General features: G+C 62.3%; 17 protein-coding genes. 9 read left to right on the forward strand and 8 right to left on the reverse strand.

All coding sequences use genetic code 11. The features are described 5' to 3' along the window. Window positions 1–59: 59 nt before the first annotated feature. Complete coding sequence (locus tag C7I85_RS04040) at window positions 60–1019, forward strand: LysR family transcriptional regulator (RefSeq protein WP_106722673.1); 960 nt, start codon at window positions 60–62, stop codon at window positions 1017–1019. 21 nt (window positions 1020–1040) lie between these two features. On the opposite strand, the gene C7I85_RS04045 is transcribed toward C7I85_RS04040, so the two are convergent. Genes C7I85_RS04045 through C7I85_RS04070 form a run of 6 tightly spaced genes read right to left on the reverse strand, consistent with a single transcriptional unit; the run spans window position 1041 to window position 7371 of the window. Next, a complete protein-coding gene (locus tag C7I85_RS04045; RefSeq protein WP_106722674.1) occupies window positions 1041–1457 on the reverse strand; it encodes an acyl-CoA thioesterase in 417 nt (138 codons plus the stop codon). Between the two features lie 8 nt (window positions 1458–1465). Further along, complete coding sequence (gene nadE / locus C7I85_RS04050) at window positions 1466–2449, reverse strand: NAD(+) synthase (RefSeq protein ID WP_245444796.1); 984 nt, start codon at window positions 2447–2449, stop codon at window positions 1466–1468. Window positions 2450–2451: 2 nt separating this feature from the next. Next, window positions 2452–3987, reverse strand: a complete 1536-nt coding sequence (locus tag C7I85_RS04055) for a class I adenylate-forming enzyme family protein (RefSeq protein ID WP_106722676.1) — start codon at window positions 3985–3987, stop codon at window positions 2452–2454. 10 nt (window positions 3988–3997) lie between these two features. Next, window positions 3998–4261: an acyl carrier protein gene (locus C7I85_RS04060; RefSeq protein ID WP_106722677.1), complete on the reverse strand. Its 264-nt coding sequence runs from the start codon at window positions 4259–4261 to the stop codon at window positions 3998–4000. A 29-nt stretch (window positions 4262–4290) separates the two neighbouring features. Continuing rightward, window positions 4291–6237, reverse strand: coding sequence for an asparagine synthase (glutamine-hydrolyzing) (gene asnB, locus C7I85_RS04065; RefSeq protein ID WP_106722678.1), 1947 nt, complete (start codon window positions 6235–6237; stop codon window positions 4291–4293). Between the two features lie 27 nt (window positions 6238–6264). Continuing rightward, a complete protein-coding gene (locus C7I85_RS04070) occupies window positions 6265–7371 on the reverse strand; it encodes a hypothetical protein (RefSeq protein ID WP_245444798.1) in 1107 nt (368 codons plus the stop codon). Window positions 7372–7761: 390 nt separating this feature from the next. On the opposite strand from C7I85_RS04070, the gene C7I85_RS04075 reads away from it, so the two are divergent. From C7I85_RS04075 to C7I85_RS04110, 8 genes are all read left to right on the forward strand, one after another. Further along, window positions 7762–8985, forward strand: coding sequence for a porin (locus tag C7I85_RS04075; RefSeq protein WP_106722679.1), 1224 nt, complete (start codon window positions 7762–7764; stop codon window positions 8983–8985). 171 nt (window positions 8986–9156) lie between these two features. Beyond that, window positions 9157–10182, forward strand: coding sequence for a LacI family DNA-binding transcriptional regulator (locus tag C7I85_RS04080; protein ID WP_106722680.1), 1026 nt, complete (start codon window positions 9157–9159; stop codon window positions 10180–10182). Between the two features lie 85 nt (window positions 10183–10267). Continuing rightward, window positions 10268–11578 carry a xylose isomerase gene (xylA, locus tag C7I85_RS04085; RefSeq protein ID WP_106722681.1) on the forward strand — a complete coding sequence of 437 codons (1311 nt, stop codon included), beginning with the start codon at window positions 10268–10270 and terminating at the stop codon, window positions 11576–11578. Between the two features lie 59 nt (window positions 11579–11637). Continuing rightward, on the forward strand, window positions 11638–12693 hold the full coding sequence (locus C7I85_RS04090; RefSeq protein WP_106722682.1) for a sugar phosphate isomerase/epimerase family protein: 1056 nt from the start codon (window positions 11638–11640) through the stop codon (window positions 12691–12693). A 9-nt stretch (window positions 12694–12702) separates the two neighbouring features. Then, window positions 12703–13878, forward strand: a complete 1176-nt coding sequence (locus C7I85_RS04095; RefSeq protein WP_106722683.1) for a Gfo/Idh/MocA family protein — start codon at window positions 12703–12705, stop codon at window positions 13876–13878. Next, complete coding sequence (locus C7I85_RS04100; RefSeq protein WP_106722684.1) at window positions 13875–15419, forward strand: sugar ABC transporter ATP-binding protein; 1545 nt, start codon at window positions 13875–13877, stop codon at window positions 15417–15419. Before C7I85_RS04095 ends, C7I85_RS04100 begins: the two co-directional genes overlap by 4 nt. A 10-nt stretch (window positions 15420–15429) precedes the next feature. Continuing rightward, window positions 15430–16431, forward strand: coding sequence for an ABC transporter permease (locus C7I85_RS04105; RefSeq protein ID WP_106722685.1), 1002 nt, complete (start codon window positions 15430–15432; stop codon window positions 16429–16431). A 69-nt stretch (window positions 16432–16500) separates the two neighbouring features. Beyond that, window positions 16501–17451: a substrate-binding domain-containing protein gene (locus C7I85_RS04110; RefSeq protein ID WP_106722686.1), complete on the forward strand. Its 951-nt coding sequence runs from the start codon at window positions 16501–16503 to the stop codon at window positions 17449–17451. A 110-nt stretch (window positions 17452–17561) separates the two neighbouring features. Here the strand turns inward: C7I85_RS04110 and C7I85_RS04115 are convergent, their stop codons facing one another. Both C7I85_RS04115 and C7I85_RS04120 read right to left on the reverse strand, forming a co-directional pair. Continuing rightward, a complete protein-coding gene (locus C7I85_RS04115; protein ID WP_106722687.1) occupies window positions 17562–19097 on the reverse strand; it encodes a SpoVR family protein in 1536 nt (511 codons plus the stop codon). Window positions 19098–19109: 12 nt separating this feature from the next. Next, entirely contained in the window at window positions 19110–20420 is a 1311-nt protein-coding gene (locus C7I85_RS04120) for a YeaH/YhbH family protein (protein WP_106722688.1), read from the reverse strand. Window positions 20421–20426 lie beyond the last annotated feature (6 nt).

Genomic DNA, 20426 nt, shown 5'->3' on the forward strand with positions numbered 1-20426 from the left:
TGCCTTTGCGATAGCATTGCGCAAATAGATAATCGGAATAGAGGACATAGATTTCGAGAATGACGTCGCCGCGCCTCGACAGGCTGGTCTGGGAGCTGGACTGGAACCTTCTGCGCACCTTCGTGGTGATTGCGGAGGTGAAAAGCATCACGCGCGCCGCCGAACGTCTGAACCTCAAGCAGCCGAGCGTGAGCAACGCGCTGCGGCGGCTGGAAGACCGCATCGGCCGCCGGCTGGTGGAGCGCGACGCCACGCGCTTCGAACTCACTGAGACCGGGCTGCTGCTCTACGAGCAGAGCATCGAGGTGTTCGGCACCATTTCACAGCTGCCGCTGCTCGTGCGCGGGGTGAGCGACGACGTGACCGGACATGTCACCATCGCCGCCGCCAGCCATGTCATCTCGCCTCTCTACGATCGGGCGCTGGCGGAGTTTCACCGCAACTCCCCGCGCGCCAGCCTGACCGTATCCATTGCGGCGAGCACGGAGGTGACGAAGCAGGTGCGCGAGCGCCGGGTCTCTTTCGGCATCTGCCTCGTGGCGCAGAAAGACCCGGCATTGGACTACACGATGATGTATCGCGAGTTCTTCGGCTTCTTCTGCGGTCCGCAGCACCGGCTCTATGGCCGCGACGGCCTGACGCTCGCCGACCTGAAGGGCGAGCCTTCGGTTTCCTTCCAGACCGACCACATTTCGGACGCGCTGCGTCCGGTCGCGCTGCTGCGCAGCGAGGCCAAACTGGACGCCAGCGTGGTTGGCGTGTCGTCGAGCCTCGAAGAGGTGCGACGCATGATCGTTGCTGGGCTCGGCATCGGCCCGCTGCCGCTGCACGTCGCGCGCCGCGACGTGGCCGACGGGCTGCTGTGGCGCCTGCCGCCCTACGACGCGCCGCCGGCCATCGACATCTTCCTGATCGTCAATCCGGAAAAGACCATGAACCGGGCCGAGCGCGCATTGTTGGCCGGCCTGCAGGCGCTGATCGCAGAGACGCCGCTGGAGGAGCGGATCTACAGCGAGTAAGCTGCAGCAATTGGCTTCCGGCTAGCTGGCCAGCAGTGCATCGGCACGTTCGCGCATGCCCGCATCGAGCGGAACGGCGGCGCGCGCGGCAAGGTCGAAGCGAACGCTGGTGGTGCGGCCGACAGCGTGGACGACGCCATCTAGCGTGCCGCTCATCACCTGTTCAAAGGTGACCGAGGTCCGACCGAGCTTCACCACATGCGAGCGCACGGTGATAAGCGTACCTGCTCGGGTTTCGTGCTTGTAGTCGATCTCGGTGCGCACGTCGGCCCAGCCGATGCCGTTGGCCTCGTGGCCCTCAAGTCCGGCGATATGGCCGAGAATGTGGAAACTGGCGTCATCGAACATCGCCGCATAGTGGCGGACATTCATATGGCCCATCGTATCGCACAGCCAGGGATGCGCGACACCGACGAAGGTGATAAGCGGTTCGGTCATTGCATTTCCTATACGGGTTCCACGAGCTGCGGCTCGAGATGCAGGTAGCGCGCTACCTTGCGCTTGGCCGCGATGTCGTTCCAGACGTGGCCGATCTCTTCCTCGCTCAGCCCGACCGCCCGCGCGACATCCGCTGCCGGCAAGTTGTTATTCAGGCCGTAGAGACAAAGGTCCATGTTGTCGTAGGGCAGGGCGAAATAGAACTCCTCCTGCGTCTGCGCCAGCGAATAGGTGTCGGTAGTCGGCGGGCGGCGGCGCACCTCCTCCGGCACGCCGAGATAGGCGGCGAGCTGGTAGACCTGCGATTTGTAGAGATGCGCGATCGGCTTCACGTCGGCCGCGCCGTCGCCGTTTTTCACGAAAAACCCCTGGTCATATTCCAGCCGGTTCGGCGTGCCGACCACGGCATAGTTCAGCCGGTCGGCATGATAATATTCGAGCTGCTTTCGCGTGCGCTGCTTCATGTTGGTGGCGGCGACGATACCAAGATAGACATGCGCCGGCAGGCGGTGCTTTCGCAATTCGCCATCCGGGTTTTGCACCACCAGCGAGGAGATGTTGTAGCCCGATGTCGTCAGAGCATTGGCAATCACGATCTTCGAGCTCCAGCCCGGTCCATAGGCCGGCTCGACCTCGCGGATAAAACCGTCGCGGCGGGCGTAGCAACCCATCGCTTCCAGCGTCGGTCCGATATTCTCGACCGCGCCGCTCAGGCCGAAGGTGTTGGCGACAAGCTGGCCGAGCCGCAGGCTTTCGGGATCGGAATCGTTTTCCGGCATGAATAGGCAGAACACGTTCTGCAGCCCGACCGCCCTTGCGGCAAGTGCGGCGCAGACGCTGGAATCGATTCCGCCGGAAAGGCCAAGCACCAGCCCCCGCTTACGCACCGAGCCGCGCAACTGCGCTCGAAGTGCAGTCACTATGCGGGCGGTCTCGGCCTCGGCATCGATTTCGAGCGTGTCCACGGAAAAGGGCGGGTGACTTCCATGCATGATCATTCTCCAGCTTCGACGGCCAGCCGCCGTAAAACCTTGCCGCTTGCCGTCTTCGGCAGTTCGGCGCGGAACTCGATTGATTTGGGCACCATGAAATCGGGCAGGATGCGCGCACAGTGGCGGATGATCTCGCGCTCGGTCGGCGCCGGATCGGAGACGACCACCGCCGCATGCAGCGCCAAGCCGAGGATCGGGTCGGGCCGGCCGAAAGCCACGGCCTCCACCACGCCCGGACATTCGCAAAGGGCTGCCTCCACCTGGCGCGGCGCAACCTTCTCGCCCTTGATCTTCAACATGTCGTCCTTGCGGCTGACGAAATAGAGGAAGCCGTCAGCGTCCGTGCGAAACAGGTCGCCCGTGTACAACTGCTTTTCGCCTGGCTTTGGGCCGGGACGCAGAACCGCGTCGGTGGCCTCCGGGTTTTCCCAATAGCCGCGCATCAGATGCGGCCCTCGCACCACCAGTTCGCCCACCGTTCCCGGTCCGACCAGCTGCCCCGCCTCATCGAGAACCACGGCTTGCGTGCCCGGAATGGCCTGGCCGACCGAACCCGGCCGGCGATCTAGTTCTTCCGGCGGCAAATAGGCGGCGCGGGCGCATTCGGTCAGCCCATACATGCAATAGAGTTTTGCGCCCGGAAACAGTTTTTGCAGGCCCTCGACATGAGCCGGGGGCAGGGGGGCGGCGGCGTTGGTGAGATAGCGCAGGGCGGGCAGCGGGCTGGGCGCCAGATCCTTCATCGAAAGCAGCATCGCTGCAATCGTTGGAACCAGCGGCAGGCCGGTCACGCCCTCGGCGCGAGCCTTTTCCAGTATGGCATGGGGGAATGCGAAATTCTTTTCCAACACCAGCCGTGCACCGACGCGGACCGCGACCAGCAACTGGTAGAGCCCATAGGTGAAGGACAGCGGCAGCACGCCGAGGACAATATCCTCGGCGGTATTTTCCAGGTAGGAAGCAATCGAGCTCGAGGCTGCATCCATGCTGGCGTGCGTCATCATCACGCCCTTGGGCCGGCCGGTCGAGCCGGAGGTGTAGATGATCATCGCCAGATCGTCCTCGCCGCCAGCCTCGGGCAGCACGCCGCTCCCATCATCCGCAATCAACGCTTCGAACGCCAAGACATCGGCGGGTAGCGCGCCGGTCGCACGCGCAGCAATCAACAGGAGGGGGGAGAGAAGATCGCTACTGGCCCGCGCACAGACGTCAAGAAACTTTTCCTGCGTCAACACTGCACTCGGGCGGCAATCACGCAGGATCAAGCCGACGCCATCGGTCTTGAGCTGCGGGTTGACCGGGCAGAAGACGGCGCCAGCCTTCAGCACCGCAAAGATTGCGACTGCCGTCTCCCAGACATTCTCCATGAAAACGACCACACGGTCGCCGCGACTGACACCCTCTGCCGCAAGCGCCGCTGCGAGACGGTCCGATTTCGCGTCGAGTTCGGCATAGCTCAGCCGCGCGCCATCGGCCACGATGGCGATCCGGTCGGGACCGGTAGCGGCGCTTTGCCTGAGGAATGTCTCGACGCGCACAGGTTTCCCCTCACCCCGAGACCGGTTCGCTCTTGCGCGCGACGAAGGCGGCGATGCGGGCGATGGAATCGAGGTTTGCCGGCACGATATCGGCATCGGCCATTGCAACGCCGAAGCGCTCTTCGAGAAAGGAGACCAGCTCGAGGATGCCAGTCGAATCGACCATGTCACTTTCGATCAGCGACTGCTCGTCGCCCAGCGGTGTGCTGTCGTCGCCGAACAGGAAATTCTCCACGATGAAGGCGCGTACCTGGCTCTTGATTGCGTCGGACATTCCAAAAAGGCCTTTCTCGGAGGATGAAGTCAGATAGCCGCCTCGCGGGAGCGGCTGCTGACAGTGTTGGAAAACTCTCGCGACCACAGCTGCGCCGACACGATGCCGACGAAGGCCGCGTTGTCGCGGAAACCCGTCGCCACATCGCGGCGGCATTTTTCGAGCAGCTTGGCCGCTGCCTGCGGATTGAACAAGCCGTTGGCGGAAACTGCCTCGGCCGACATGATCTCATCGACATAGTCGCCCACCGGACCGCGGAATGAGGCGCTGTCGGGCGCGCGGTAGGGCTGCTTGGGTCGCTCGGAGATCGCCGGCGGCAGAAGGTCGGCGGTAGCAGCGCGCAGTATGTGCTTTTCGCGCAGGCCCTTGAGCTTCAGATTTGGCGGTATCCGGGCCGCGAACTCCACCAGCCGGTGGTCGAGGAAGGGAAATCTCGTCTCGATGCCATGGGCCATCGCCATGCGGTCGCCCTGGCTGGACAAAATGTACCCGGGCAGCAGGAAGTGCGTCTCGATATATTGCGCTTGGTGAAGAGGGTGCCAGCGCCCAAAGGTCTCTGGCATTGCGGACGCAAGCTCCTCGGCCGCGTCGTAGCCTGCCAGCGCTTCGCGCAAGTCGCGCGAGAAGAACATCTTGGCGCCCGCCGTGGCGCGAAAGCGCGGGCGGTGCGAGAACAGCGGATCGTTCGGCGCGTCGACCCCGGTGCCGAAGAAGGCGGCGAGATATTCCGGCGTCTGCTGCTGCAGCGAAGACAGATAGGGATAGATCTTGCGGAAGAGGTGAGGGCGAATTTGCGAACTAGGCTGACGCCCGCAAAAGCGGCGGATGCGCGCTTCCTTGAAAAGATCATAGCCGGCAAAGATTTCGTCGGCGCCTTCCCCTGAAAGCACCACTTTCATCCCCTGCTCGCGGACAAGTCCCGAGAGTTGGTAGAGCGGGGCAGGGGCGGTGCGCAGCACCGGCCGCTCCATGTGCCACACGACGGCGGGGAAGATGCCGGCAATATCCTCCGGCCCGCAGGCGATTGCGTGATGCTTCGTGCCAAGCGCCTGCACCATCGTTTGCTGATAAGCGCTTTCGTCGAATTCGGTATCATCGAAGGTGACGGAGAAGGTGCGCAGCCCGTTCGGCGCCATGCGTGCCGCAAGCGCAGAGACGATCGAGGAATCGAGGCCGCCCGAGAGGAATGAACCAACTTCGACATCGGCGCGCAGGCGGATGCGCGTGGCGTCATCCAGAAGCGCGCGCAGTTCTTCGGCGATCTCGCTTTGCGGCCGCACGTCTCCATGGTCTTGCTCGGGGAAAGAGAGGGCCCAATAGGGCCTGCTGCGCGCCTCACCGTCCTCGACGATCATCACATGCGCAGGCGGCAGTTCGAAAATGCCCTTGAAGGCAGTGCGCGGCGCAATCGGCGCCCACAGCGTAAAAATCTGGTCGAGCGCGAACGGGTCGATCTCGGCCTCTATACCCGGCACCTGTAGCAGCGACTTCACTTCCGAGGCGAAATAGAAGGCGCCACGATGCCAGGTATAGAACAGCGGACGCACACCCATCCGGTCGCGCGCCAGTATCATGCGTTTTCGCCGCTCGTCCCAGATGGCGAGGGCTAAGTCGCCGTTGAGATGGGTAACGAATTCCGGCCCGTACTCTTCATATAATTGAAGGACGACTTCGGTATCGCTCGCGGTGCGGAAACGACGGCCGCGCGCCTCAAGTATCCCGCGCAGCTCGATATAGTTGAAGACCTCGCCATTATAGGCGATGCACACGCTGCCGTCGGCGCTTTGCATCGGCTGTGCGCCATCGGCCGACAGATCGATAACCGAGAGGCGGCGGTGCCCCAAGCCCGCGCCGTTCCCGACATGAACGCCTTGGGCGTCCGGCCCACGGTGCGCGATAGCCCCGGACATGCGCCGCAACAGCATCGCTGCCTCGTCGCGCGGCAGGGTGCCGGCATAGCCCGCTATGCCGCACATGGGCCGTGCACTTCTGTCTGGGGGCCGTCAGTCAAACCGGTCTCCGATCAAGCGTGACCATGATTCGCCCGCAAAACCGTTAAAAAAGGCCTTGCCGGCCAGAAACGGCTCCAGGAGCGTCGGGTCGCGCGTATGCACGATGCTGGACGAAGCATGAAGAAAGACGAAACGCCGGCCGAGCAGGGCTTCGAGCAGGACAGGCTGGGTGCGCCCACGCAGCGCCACCATGCCCCGCTCGTTGGCATGGGCAAGCATGCTGTCGATAACCTCGCCGATACGACCCGGCGCGGCGAGTATCTGAAACACGCGGCCGATGCGGCCAGGGTCGCCATGATAAAGAAAGAGGCCAAGCGGACGTCCGTCGCGTGTCGTCACCACCCGTCGCACCATCTCGCCATAGAGGGCCTTGCTGGAGGCTTCTGCCACGATCCGCCGAAGGTTTTCCGGCTGCCAAAGCGGCCGGACAGCATAGGCTTCGGTCCATTTCGTCAGGAGGGCAGCCGTGGTCTCGTCGTCGACCTCGGCGCTTGGAAAAGTTCCCTCGGGCACCGCGGCGGCAAGACACGACAAGCGCGGCCCTGGCGCACCGCGCCGAATCAGCGAATCGATTGGCCTGGCAAGCGGCGACAAGAGTCTGGCCGCGCCGACAGCATTCGCCGCCATCTCCGCGACAAAACCGGCCGGCCGAATGACGCGTAGCCATTCGAGGCTGTAGTCGGGCAGCACGGTAGCACGTAGCTTGCGCCACATGGCGGTTGAGATGTCATTGGCGGTTTCGGTCAGCGTGATGTCTTGCGAGCCGGAAAGAAAGGCGCGCATCAGCCGTGCGCCCGCAAACGGATCGTCGGTGTGGTTGTCGACCATCAGCGACCCGCAGACGGCCGCGCGCACGGTTCGCTCCTCCACCGCCATCGGCAGGGGCATGACGCCGATGAAGCCGGTCACCCGGCCGTCATTGTGGACATGGACAAGGGAGCCGATCTCGGGATCATGGTCCGGCGCCTCGATAAAGAGTCCGGTCAGATAGGCTTCAAGGGCATGGGTGGCGGGCCGGCGCGTCTTGCGCAGGATACGCTGGAACAGTTCGGCGACAGCCGATATGTCCGCTTGCCGCAGGGCCCGGATTTCTCCCATCTTCGTCTACGACGAGACCCAAGCAGGAGTCTCGCACGCCCCCCTTCCCCATTTTAGGAATGTCTATAGCACGGGGCTTAATTTTCCGTGTTGCGGCCGCCTCCATCTTCGCCGGCTCAATTTTACCAAGTATTATAAGCTCTTAGCCGACGAGTCAGCAGCGTAATCGCAAGCCTCGCGCGCCCCATCAAGAGCCAACTGTCACTAATTTACATCAGTGCCGCACGTCATTTGGCTGTCATCCAGCTGTCACCGAGCCGAGACGCGACTGTCATCTGGCGTGGCTAGAGGGGTGCCCGGGGATGGGCATTGGAGACAGGGCAGGGAAGCGCTGTCCTTCAGAAAAAAGAACCCAGACTCGCATACCAACTTTTGACTGGAGGTCAGAAAATGAACATCAAGAGCCTTCTTCTTGGCTCCGCTGCGGCTCTCGCCGCAGTTTCGGGTGCACGCGCTGCCGACGCCGTCGTCGTCGCCGAACCCGAGCCCGTCGAATACGTCCGCATCTGCGACGTCTACGGCGCCGGCTTCTACTACATCCCGGGCACCGAAACCTGCCTCAAGGTCGGCGGCTACATCCGTTATGACCTCCGCACCGGCAAGGGCGGTTACGGCGGTCTGAACAACGTCACCGACAAGCTTGATCTGGTTCGTGCCAACCAGGAACTGGCCGATGCGCGGGCGACCTGGGATGCAGGCCTGAAGGACTATCAGGTTGCCAATCCGGGTTCAACGAAGGATGACTATATCGCCGCTGGCAACCCAGAGCCTACCCGTCGTGCGGTGAAGACCAACGACACCTACTTTAACCGTGCTCGTGCAGCCATGCAGCTCGATGCCCGTTCGGAAACCGAACTCGGCACCCTGCGCGGCTACATGCACATCAACTTCGACTGGAACACAGTCGTTGGTGCTGGCGGTCTCACCGATACGGCTTCGAACATGGGCATCAACCATGCCTTCCTCGAACTGGGTGGCTTCCGCATCGGTAAGACCGACTCGCTGTTCGCCTCGTTCACCGGTTATGCCGGTGCCGTCATTGAAGACGATCTGATCCCGTATGCTGCTGGCAAGTACGACACCCAGCAGATCGTTTACACCTACAAGAGCGGAAACGGTTTCTCGGCCGCCGTCGGCCTTGAAGCGGGCTCGTTCGCGAACACGATCGACTCCTACGTTCCGCATGTGGTTGCCGGCGCTGCCTACACGCAGGCCTGGGGCGGCATCTCGGGCGTCGTCGGCTACGACTCGAACTACGAAGAGTGGGCCGGCAAGGTTCGCCTGGATGTCAACGCCTCCGACACGGTCTCCCTGTGGGTGATGGGCGGCTATGGCACCGACAAGAACGCCAGCCGCTACTTCTACAAGGGCTGGGGTGGCAATTGGGCCGTCTGGGGCGGTGGCACCGTCAAGTTCAACAAGCAGACCTCGTTCAACGCGCAGGTCTCTTATGCTGAGAACAGGGACCTCGCGGTGGTCGCCAACATCGCCTACACCATCGTTCCGGGGTTCAAGATCACGCCGGAAATCGCCTGGACCTCGTATCATACCGACGACAAGGTCAAGATCAGCGACGGCTTCGGTGGCATGGTTCGCTTCCAGCGCTCGTTCTAAACGGCCAACGGTCGAATTGAGGAAACCCGGCGGGCAACCGCCGGGTTTTTTGCTTTTCAGGAACGTGAGACGCTTGAAAAAGTCGGCGCAGGTCGCCGCTGCGTTACGTACCTCAAAAATTGCTTTACGTACCTCAGTAACCTTGCTAGGACGCTTGCACGGGAGGGGCGCATGCGTCCAACAGTTCATCATGTCGCTGAAGAGGCGGGGGTAAGTTTGGCAACCGTCGACCGGGTGCTGAACAGGCGCCCCGGGGTGCGCGCAAAAACCGTCACGCGCGTCAACGAGGCGATCGCCAAACTCGGCTATGTGCGCGACATATCTGCGGCCAATCTCGCCAAGCAGCGCGTCTACAATCTGGTCTTCATCATCCCCGAAGGGCCGAACAGCTTCATGCTCGGGCTGGAGAGCGAGCTTGGGCAGGCCAAGCTCTATTCGGCCCTCGAACGCATCAATCTCGACATTCTCAAGGTCAGGGCCTTCGACAGCGACGCGCTTGCGAATGTGCTCGACGGCCTTGATCTGACTCAGATCTCGGGCGTTGCTCTGGTCGCCACGGAATCGCATCGAGTGCAAGGGGCGTTGGCGCGGCTGCGGCAGGCAAACATCCCAGTCGTGACGCTCGTCTCCGACGTCTCGGCCGCGCATCGCGACCATTATGTCGGCATCGACAACGTCGCCGCGGGGCGCACGGCAGCGAGCCTCATGGGGCGTTTCGTCGGGCACAAGCCGGGGAAAATCGCCCTGCTGGCAGGATCGATGCTGGTGCGCGACCATGTTGAGCGCCGCATCGGGTTCGAGCAGGTCATCTCGGCCGAGTTCCCCGAACTCGACTGCCTGACCGTGCAGGAGGGGCGCGACGACGCGATGGTGACGCGCTCGGTGCTTGCGGACTTTCTGGGACGGGAACCTGGCATCGTCGGCCTCTACAGCATCGGCGCCGGTAATCGCGGCGTCATCGACGTGCTCACTTCCAAGCCGGAATACGGCTCGATCGCCGTCGTCGCCCACGAGTTGACCGAACATTCGAAGCGGGCGCTGCGCGAAGGCGTGTTCGATGCCGTCATCAACCAGGATGCCGGTCATGAGGTGCGCAGCGCCATTCGCCTTCTCAAGGCAAGCATTGACGAGACGCAAGTCATCGCCAAGCAAGAAATCATCCGCATAGAAATCTACATTCGGGATAATCTGCCATGACCTGTGATCATCGGTCGTCTGGCCGGAATTACTCCCGGCTCGATGCAAAATATGCAAATCTGCAAAGCATTCGTGGAGTTTTGTCATGAGCACTGGCTTTTTCGGGGACATCAAATCGGTCCGATATGAAGGTCCAGACAGCACCAACCCGCTGGCTTACCGCTTCTACAACCCTGACGAACTCGTGCTCGGCAAGCGCATGGAAGACCATCTGCGCTTTGCCGTCGCCTACTGGCATTCCTTCACCTGGCCGGGCGGCGATCCGTTCGGTGGTCAGACCTTCGAGCGGCCGTGGTTCGGCGACACGATGGAGCTGGCCAAGCGGAAGGCCGACGTCGCCTTCGAGATGTTCTCGCTGCTTGGCGTTCCCTATTTCTGCTTCCATGACGCCGACGTGCGCCCCGAGGGCGACACCTTTGCCGAGAGCGCGGCGCGGCTCGACGAAATCGCAGACTATTTCGCCGGGAAGATGAGCGCGACCGGCGTCAAGCTCCTGTGGGGCACCGCTAACCTATTTTCCAACCGCCGCTACATGGCGGGCGCGGCGACCAACCCGGATCCGGATGTCTTTGCCTATGCGGCCGCGACGGTGAAGCAGTGCATCGACGTCACCAAGCGGCTCGGCGGCGAGAACTATGTGTTGTGGGGCGGCCGCGAAGGCTATGAGACGCTGCTCAACACCGACATGGGCCGCGAGCTCGACCAGATGGGTCGCTTCCTGTCGATGGTGGTCGACTACAAGCACCGGATCGGTTTCAAGGGCACGATCCTGATCGAGCCGAAGCCGCAGGAGCCGACCAAGCACCAGTACGACTTCGACGTCGGCACGGTCTATGGCTTCCTCAAGCGCTATGGCCTCGAGAACGAGGTGAAGGTCAATATCGAGCAGGGCCATGCCATCCTGGCCGGCCATTCCTTCGAGCACGAACTGGCGCTGGCCAATGCGTTGGGCATCTTCGGCTCGATCGACATGAACCGCAACGACTACCAGTCGGGTTGGGACACCGACCAGTTCCCCAACAACGTGCCGGAAATGGCGCTGGCCTATTACCAGATCCTTCTGAGTGGCGGCTTCAAGACCGGCGGCACCAATTTCGACGCCAAGCTGCGCCGGCAGTCGCTCGATCCGGAAGATCTGCTGATCGCTCATATCGGCGGCATGGACTGCTGCGCGCGGGGGCTGAAGGCGGCGGCGAAGATGATCGAGGACAAGGCGCTGTCGGCGCCGCTCGAAGCGCGCTACGCCGGCTGGCAGACGGCCGAGGCCGAGGCGATGCTCTCGGGCAAGCGCACGCTTGAGGACATCGCTGCGCGCGTGGTCAGGGAGAAGATCGAGCCGCAGCCCAAGTCCGGCAAGCAGGAGTATCTCGAAAACATTGTCAATCGCTACGTGTAGGAGCGCTGCACGCAAGCGCTGCCGCAGGCAAGGGCGGCACGAAATTGGGAGGAAGTCACATGAAGACCATCAAGGGACCAGCCATCTTCCTGGCACAGTTCGCCGGAGACGCAGCGCCATTCAATTCATTCGATTCCATCTGCGAGTGGGCGGCGTCACTTGGCTACAAGGGCGTGCAGATCCCCACCTGGGACGCACGCCTGTTCGACCTGAAGAAAGCGTCCGATTCCAAGACCTATGCCGACGAGGTGAAAGGGGTGGCCGCCGGCCATGGGCTGGAGATCACCGAGCTTTCCACGCACCTGCAAGGCCAGCTCGTTGCGGTGCATCCTGCCTATGACGCTGCGTTCGACGGCTTTGCGGCGCCGGAAGTGCGCGGCAATCCGGCTGCCCGCACCGACTGGGCGATCGATCAGGTCAAGCGCGCCATCCGCGCCTCGAAGCATCTGGGCCTAAAGGCGCACGCCACCTTCTCGGGCGCGCTCGCCTGGCCTTATGTCTATCCCTGGCCGCAGCGGCCGGCAGGTCTGGTGGAAATGGCCTTTGACGAGCTGGCCAGGCGCTGGACCCCGCTGCTCGACTATGCCGACCAGCACGGGGTCGACATTTGCTACGAGATCCATCCTGGCGAGGATCTGCATGACGGCGTCAGCTACGAGATGTTCCTCGAGCGCGTGAAGAACCACGCCCGCGCCAACCTGCTCTACGATCCCTCGCACTTCGTGCTACAGCAGCTCGACTATCTCGAATACATCGACATCTACCACGAGCGCATCAAGGCCTTCCACGTCAAGGACGCCGAGTTCAATCCGACCGGCCGGCAGGGCGTCTATGGCGGCTTCCAAAGCTGGGTGAACCGCGCCGGCCGCTTCCGCTCGCTGGGCGACGGGCAGGTGGATTTCGGCGGCATCTTCTCCAAGCTCACGGCCTATGACTTCGACAGCTGGGCGGTGCTGGAATGGGAATGCGCGCTCAAGCACCCGGAGGATGGCGCGCGCGAGGGCGCAGAGTTCATCAAGCATCACATCATCCGCGTTACCGAACACGCCTTCGACGACTTTGCCGGCGCGGGCACCGATGACGCCGCCAACCGCAAGATGCTCGGGCTGGCATAGGAGGCATTTATGACCATCGAGGCAGGCAAGCAGGAAACGCAAGGCAGCCGCATCAGGCTCGGCATGGTGGGCGGCGGGCAGGGGGCCTTCATCGGCGGCGTGCACCGCATTGCCGCGCGCATCGACGACCAATTCGAACTGGTGGCGGGCGCTCTCTCGTCAGACCCGGAACGTGCGAAGGCTTCGGCAGCCGAAATCGGCATTGCGCCGGATCGTGCCTACGGGTCCTTCGAGGAAATGGCCAGGACCGAGGCCGCGCGGCCGGACGGCATCGAGGCGGTTGCGATCGTCACGCCCAATAATGTGCACGCGCCCGCCGCCAAGGTGTTTCTCAATGCCGGCATCCACGTCATCTGCGATAAGCCCATGACGACCACCGCGGCAGAAGCGGAGGAACTCGTCGAGCTGGTGAAAAAGACCGGCAAGGTGTTCGTGCTCACCCACAATTACACCGGCTATCCGATGATCCGTCAGGCGCGCGCCATGGTGGAGGCAGGCGAATTGGGCGACATCCGCCTGGTGAAGGCCGAATATCCGCAGGACTGGCTGACCGAGCGCGCCGAGCTGTCTGGCTCGAAGCAGGCCGAATGGCGCACCGATCCCAAGCGCTCCGGCGCCGGCGGCTCGATCGGCGACATCGGCACGCATGCCTACAACCTCGCTGCCTTCGTCACCGGGTTGGAGACGCAAGAACTGCTGGCTCAGCTCACCACCTTCGTCCCCGGCCGACTGCTGGATGACGATGTGCAGATATTGCTGCGCTACAAGGGCGGCGCGCGCGGCATGCTCTGGGCGAGCCAGGTGGCTGTCGGCAACGAGAACGGGCTTAAGCTGCGCGTTTACGGCACCAAGGGAGGGCTGGAATGGACGCAGGCCGACCCGAACTATCTCTGGTTCACCCGTTTCGGCGAGCCCAAGCAGTTGCTGACGCGCGCCGGGGCCGGGGCATGGCCTCATGCCCAGCGTGTCAGCCGCGTGCCGGGCGGTCACCCGGAAGGCTATCTGGAAGGCTTTGCGACCATCTACGCCGAAGCGGCTCGCGCCATCCGGGCAGCGAACATGGGAACCAAGCCCGACGCCGAAGTGATCTACCCAACGGTTGAGGACGGCCTGGCCGGGATGCGCTTCATCGAAGCCGCCGTCGCGTCTTCGAGGGCTGGCAACGTGTGGACCAGGGTCGGATGAACGCGGCCGCCAGCCATCCTCCGACCGGGCCGAGTAAGTCGGACGCGCCTGTGCTTCAGGCGGTCGGGCTGTCGAAGTCCTTCGGCCCGGTCGAGGTGCTGAAGGACATCAGCCTGGAAGTCAGGGCAGGGGAGGTGCACGCCATCATCGGCGAGAACGGCGCGGGCAAATCCACGCTCATGAAGCTGCTGGCCGGCCATTTGCAGCCGAGCCGTGGCGAATTGCACATCGACGGCGAGACCGTGACGCTCGCCGATCCGGTCGAGGCTGAGCGACGCGGCATCGTTCTGGTCCATCAGGAAATCCTGCTGGCGCCTGACCTCACCGTGGCGCAAAACGTCTATCTGGGACGCGAAGTCGGCAATGGCCTCACCGTCGATGACCGCCTTATGAATGAGGGTGCGCGCCGCGCCGTGCGAGATCTCGGCGCCGAGATCGACCCGACGGTCGTGGTGGGACGCCTTTCGATCGCGCAGCGCCAGCTTGTCCAGATTGCGCGGGTGCTGCTGGTGCCGCATCGGGTGGTCATCTTCGACGAACCCACCGCCTCGCTCACCCCGGTCGAGGCCGAAGCGCTGCTGAAAGTCATCGCCGAGATCCGCACCAAGGGCACGGCCGTACTTTACATCTCGCACCGGCTGCAGGAGGTGAAGCAGATTGCCGATAGGGTTACCGTGCTGCGTGATGGCAGGCTCGTCGCCTCCCGGCAGGCGGCCGAATTGCAGCCTGTCGACATGGCCATGCTCATGGTGGGGCGCGATGTCGCCAAGCTCTACCCGGATCACCAGACCGCAGCGGCTCGCCAGACGGTTCTCGAGGTCGAGGATTTTTCCGTCCCAGGCTTTGCGCAGCATGCCTCGTTCAAGCTCGGCAGGGGCGAAATCCTTGGCTTTGCGGGCCTTGTGGGCGCCGGCCGCACGGAACTAATGGAAGGTATTGTCGGCCTGCGTCATGGCCGCGGCACCATCCGGCTGAACGGCACGCCGGTGCACTTTCCAAATGTCGACGCCAGCCTGAAGGCAGGCATCGTCTATCTCAGCGAGGATCGCAAGGGGAAGGGCCTGCTGCTCGCCAAGGATCTGCGCACCAATCTGACGCTCGCGTCTCTTGGCCGCTTTGTGCGCGGCCTTTTGATCGACAAGGGCAAGGAAACGGCCGCGCTGGACAAGGCAATCGCCGACTTCGACATCCGCGCCCGCCGCAAGGACATGCTTGCCGGCCAGCTTTCCGGCGGCAACCAGCAGAAGCTTCTGCTGGCCAAGATGATGTTGCTCGATCCGTCGATCATCATCATCGACGAGCCGACCAGAGGCATCGACATCGGCACCAAGGAACAGATCTACAAGTTCATCGCCAAGCTCGCCAGCGAAGGGCGCTCGATCATCGTCGTCTCGTCCGAGATGCAGGAACTCATCGGCATATGCGATCGCATTGTTGTGATGCGCTCGGCGCACATCGCCGGCGAAGTTGCCGGCAACGAAATGACCGAAGACCGGATCGTCGTCCTGGCCACCGGCGTCAAATCCGAAGAGGCCGCTTAGCGGATTTACAATGACCGATCTCGCAGCAAACAAACCAAGTGCGCGCATTTCCTGGCGCAACATCGACCTGGCGGCTGTGGCTCCCTTCGTGGCGCTGGCGCTGCTTCTGGTGCTCGGCGCCTTCGCCAACCCGAACTTCATCTCGATCGACAACCTGCTCAATGTGCTGACGCGCAGCGCCTTCATCGCCATCATAGCGGTCGGCGCCACCTTCGTGATTTCGTCCGGCGGGCTCGACCTGTCGGTCGGCTCCATGGTTGCCTTCGTCGCCAGCCTGACGATCATGTTCCTCAACAGCGGCGCCTTTGCCGGTCCCGGCGCCATGCTGGCGGCGGCTGTCGTGGTAGCTATCCTGATCGGCGCGGCCTGCGGGCTGGCAAACGGCCTCATCACCACGCTCGGCAGAATCGAGCCCTTCATTGCCACGCTGGGCACGATGGGCATCTATCGCGGCCTCACAACATGGCTGTCGCAGGGCGGCGCTATAACGCTGCGGTCGCCGGACATCCAGTCACTCTACCGCCCTGCCTATTTCGGCTCGGTGCTCGGCGTGCCGGTGCCGATCATCGTCATCGTGGCGACGGCCGCGCTTGGCGCCTTCGTGCTCTACCGCACGCGCTATGGCCGCCATGTGCTCGCCGTCGGCTCCAACGAGGACGTCGCTCGCTATTCCGGCATTCCGGTCAGCCGCGTGCGCACGCTGGCCTATGTCATCCAGGGCCTGTGCGTGGCCGTCACCTGCCTGCTCTACATCCCGCGCCTGGGCTCGACTTCGGCCACTACCGGTCTGATGTGGGAACTGCAGGCCATCACCGCAGTCGTCATCGGCGGCACGGCCCTTCGCGGCGGGGTGGGCCGCATCTGGGGCACGGTCTGCGGCGCCTTCATCCTGGAGATCGTGGGCAACATCATGCTGCTGTCGAATTTCGTCAGCGAATACCTCATCGGCGCGATCCAGGGGGCGATCATCATCGTCGCCATGCTGGTCCAAAGATCGCTGGCAAGGAGATAACCAACCGGGCCGGGCCTTTGGGGCACCCGGCCTTTGTCAATCAGCCCCTGTTCAATGTTGGAGGAGAGCATGCGTAAACGACTACTGGGCTTAGCTGCCGTTGCCATGGCAGCCTTGATGAGCGTGTCCCACGCCGAGGACAAGAAGGTGACCATCGGCGTCTCGATCCCCGCTGCCGACCATGGCTGGACGGCTGGCATCGTGTTCCATGCCGAGCGTGTCGCCAAGCTCTTGATGGCCGAGCATCCCGGCCTCAACGTCATCGTGAAGACCTCGCCGGACGCCGCAACGCAGGCGAACGCGGTGCAGGACCTTGCGGTGCAGGGCATCGACGCGCTCGTCATCCTGCCCTCGGATCCTGACCCGCTGGTGAACGCCATCAAGGAGGTCAAGGACAAGGGTGCGTTCGTCACGCTGGTGGACCGGGCACCGAGCAGCAACGACAATTCGGTCCGTGATCTCTACGTCGCCGGCAACAACCCCGCGCTCGGTGCGGTGGCCGGTCAGTACATCAAGGAGAAATCGCCAGACGCCCAGGTCGTGGTCATCCGCGGCCTGCCGATCCCTATCGACCAGCAGCGCCAGGACGGCTTCGACCAGGCGATTGCCGGCTCCAATGTGAAGGTGCTTGAGAAGCAGTTCGGCAATTGGAACCGCGACGACGCCTTCAAGGTGATGCAAGACTACCTGACCAAGTACCCCAAGATCGACGTGGTGTGGTGTCAGGATGACGACATGGCCGTCGGCGTGCTTCAGGCCATCGAGCAGGCCAAGCGCACCGACATTCAGTATGTCGTCGCCGGCGCCGGCTCCAAGGACATGATCAAGAAGGTCATGGACGGCGACAAGCTGATCCCGGTCGACGTGCTCTATCCGCCGGCAATGATCGGCACGGCGCTGCAGCTGACCGCCGCCAACTTCTACGACCAGGTGCCAGTGCGCGGCAGCTTCATCCTGGACGCCACCTTGGTCACGAAAGACAACGCCAAGGACTTTTACTTCCCTGAATCGCCGTTCTGAGGCTGGGGCTCGCCTTTGCGAGACAATCTTGCCTCATCGACAAAGCGACCCGGATTTTCTTCCGGGTCGCAGCAAACGAACCTCAAATCGCTCACGCGGACAAAGCCTGGCTAGCTTTTCTCGGCAACGGCCTTCGTGGACCGCTCATACACGGTCTGGCCGCTTTGCCCGTCCACGCCGATGAGCCGGACCTCATAGCCCCATAACGTAGCGAGGTGGCGCAGCGTTGCGTCCCGGCTCTCTTCCTGCAGCATCACGCCATTACGGATCTTATGCCTGAGCCGGAGGCAGCGGTCGCCGGCCAGGTCGGCCCCGATCACCTGGATATCGGGCTGGTGGGTCGTGATGTCATAGCTGTCGGCCAGCGCCGACCGCACCGATTCATATCCCCGATCATCGTGGATTGCCGTCACTTCCACGTAGCTGTCGCTTGCGTCGTCGACCAGGGCAAACAGGCGCATCTTGCGGATCAGCTTCGGGCTCAGGAATTGGCGGATGAAGGATTCGTCTCGATGACTTGCCCAGGCATCGAGCAGGACATCCAGCCACGCCCCCTTGCCCGCAATTTCGGGAAACCAGTCGCGGTCTTCCGCGGTGGGTTCCGTGCATATTCTCTGGATGTCCCGCATCATCTCAAAGCCAAGCGCATACGGGTTCAGTCCACCGTATCGCAAATCATTGAAGCCCGGCTGGAAGATAACTTCGGAGTGGTTCTGGATGATCTCCAGCATATGGCCTTCTTCAATCAGCCCCCGCTCGAACATCAGGTTCGTGATCGTGTAATGAACGAAGGTCGCGCAACCTTCGTTCATCATCTTCGTCTGCCGCTGGGGGTAGAAGTATTGGGCAAGGAAGCGGACTATCCGTACGATTTCTCTCTGCCATGGCTCCAAAATGGGGCTGTTCTTTTCGATGAAGTAGAGGATGTTCTCTTCTTCTGTGGACTGGCCGGCGGTGGCCTCGCTTGGAGCAGTCTTGAAGGCAAAGGACGGCAATGTGCGCCAGAGGTCGTTGAACGTCCGCTCTGCATGCGCAACTCTCTCGCGCTCGCGAGCCTTTTCCTGCTCGGCAGATAGACGTCCGGGCCGCCGATAGCGAAAAACCCCCTGGTCCATCAAAGCATGAGCGGCATCAAGCACGCGCTCGACGGCAGCAACGCCATGCCGCTCCTCGCATTGCCGCACGTAGTTTTTAGCAAAGTCGAGATAGGTCAGGATGGCGCTGGCATCAGTCCACTGTCGGAACAGCTGGTTGTTCTTGAAGAAGTGGTTATGCCCAAAGGCGGCGTGCGCGATGACCAGCGTCTGGAGGGCCGCCGTGTTGCCTTCCATGAGATAGCAGATGCATGGGTTGGAGTTGATCACCAGCTCATAGGCGAGCCCCATATGGCCCTTGCGGTAGAGCTGCTCTTCCTGCAGGAACCGCTTGCCATAGGACCAGTGCCCATACATGAGCGGCATGCCGATGGACGAATATGCGTCCAGCATCTGCTCGGCGGAAATGATCTCCAGCTGGTTTGTGTAGGTATCAAGATGCAAGTCTTCGTGTGCGATCTGCTTGATTGCGTCATAGACCCTCTGGAGAATGTCGAAATTCCAGTCCGATCCGTGAAACAGCGGCCGCTGTAGGTCGTTGCCGGCACGCATTCCGCCGTCCTCCTATCCCAATCCAACGGAGCCGTGCTTGGCGAAGAGATGGCGAAATACCGGGTAGATGTCTTCCGGAACCGCCAGGCGCACCATCTGCAGGCGCGGGAGCTTTTCACTCACTGAGCGATAGGAATTCCATAGCGGCGTACCGTTCGTTGCCGAACGGAAGATGTCGCGCTCGCGTGCGTCGATGATCTCGACATAGGCGAAATACTGGCACTTCGCGAGCAATCCGCCTTCCAGGATTTCCTGGCAGCGATTGGAATCGTAAGGTGAGTTGTCACCGTCCGACGCTTGCGCGGCATAGATATTCCACTCGTTGACCGGATACTTTTCTGCGATCACGCGCTGCATTTCGTCGAGCGCCGACGACACGATCGTGCCGCCACTTTGCATGCTATAGAAGAACGTGTCTTCGTCGACCACTTTCGCTTCGTGGGTGTGCCGGATGAAGACGATCTCGGTGCGCTCGTATCTACGCTTCAGGAACAGATGCAGCAGTACGAAGAAGCGTTTGGCGAGATCCTTCTCGCGTTCGCCCATCGAGCCCGACACGTCCATCAGGCAGAACATCACCGCCGCCGTATTGGGCACCGGGCGGGCCTCGAAGCGGTTATATCTGATGTCGAGCGGATCGACGTAAGCCACCAGCTTCCGCCGATGCGTCAGCCGTCGCAGCGTCTCCTGAAGCTTCAGAAGCTTGAGGCGGATCGCCGGTGTCTGTTCGTGATTTTCCAGCTCCGATATCTGCCGCGAGATTTCGTCCAGCTCGTCCCTCGACGGCCGCCTTAGAGCAATTCGCCTGCCAAGGCTGTTGCGCATCGTGCGCCGGACATTGATGTTGGACGGCGTTCCGGTGGTGGTATAGCCGGATCGGCGGGACTTGAATGCCAGCACCTCCTTCAGGTGCAACTTGACCATGTCTGGCAATTCCAGACCTTCGAAGAAGAGGTCGAGAACCTCCTCGCGGTTCAGGACGAACTGGAAGTCGTCGTCCGGCGCACTATCGCCGGCCTGACGACCCATTTGGCCGCCCACCTGCCCGTGCTTGGGAATGCGATCGCCCGCGGAATACATGGTGTTTCCGGGCAGCACGATGTTTCTGCGCCCTGTGGCGGCTGCGTGCCGAAAACTGGGCTCGCCGGTGATGCTGCTCGAGACGGTCACAGCATGATCGGAATCCACGTCCGCTATCGGCGTCGATTTCAATCTCTTGTTGAAGACCTGCCGCAGTTCCTCCCTTGCCCTGCGCAAAAATCGTTGACGATTTCCCAGGCTCTTGTCCTTGGGATTTAGGCGGCGGTCAATGAAATGGGACATCGGTCA

The organism is Pseudaminobacter soli (ex Li et al. 2025) (genome assembly GCF_003012705.1).
Classification (GTDB): Bacteria; Pseudomonadota; Alphaproteobacteria; order Rhizobiales; family Rhizobiaceae; genus Pseudaminobacter; species Pseudaminobacter soli.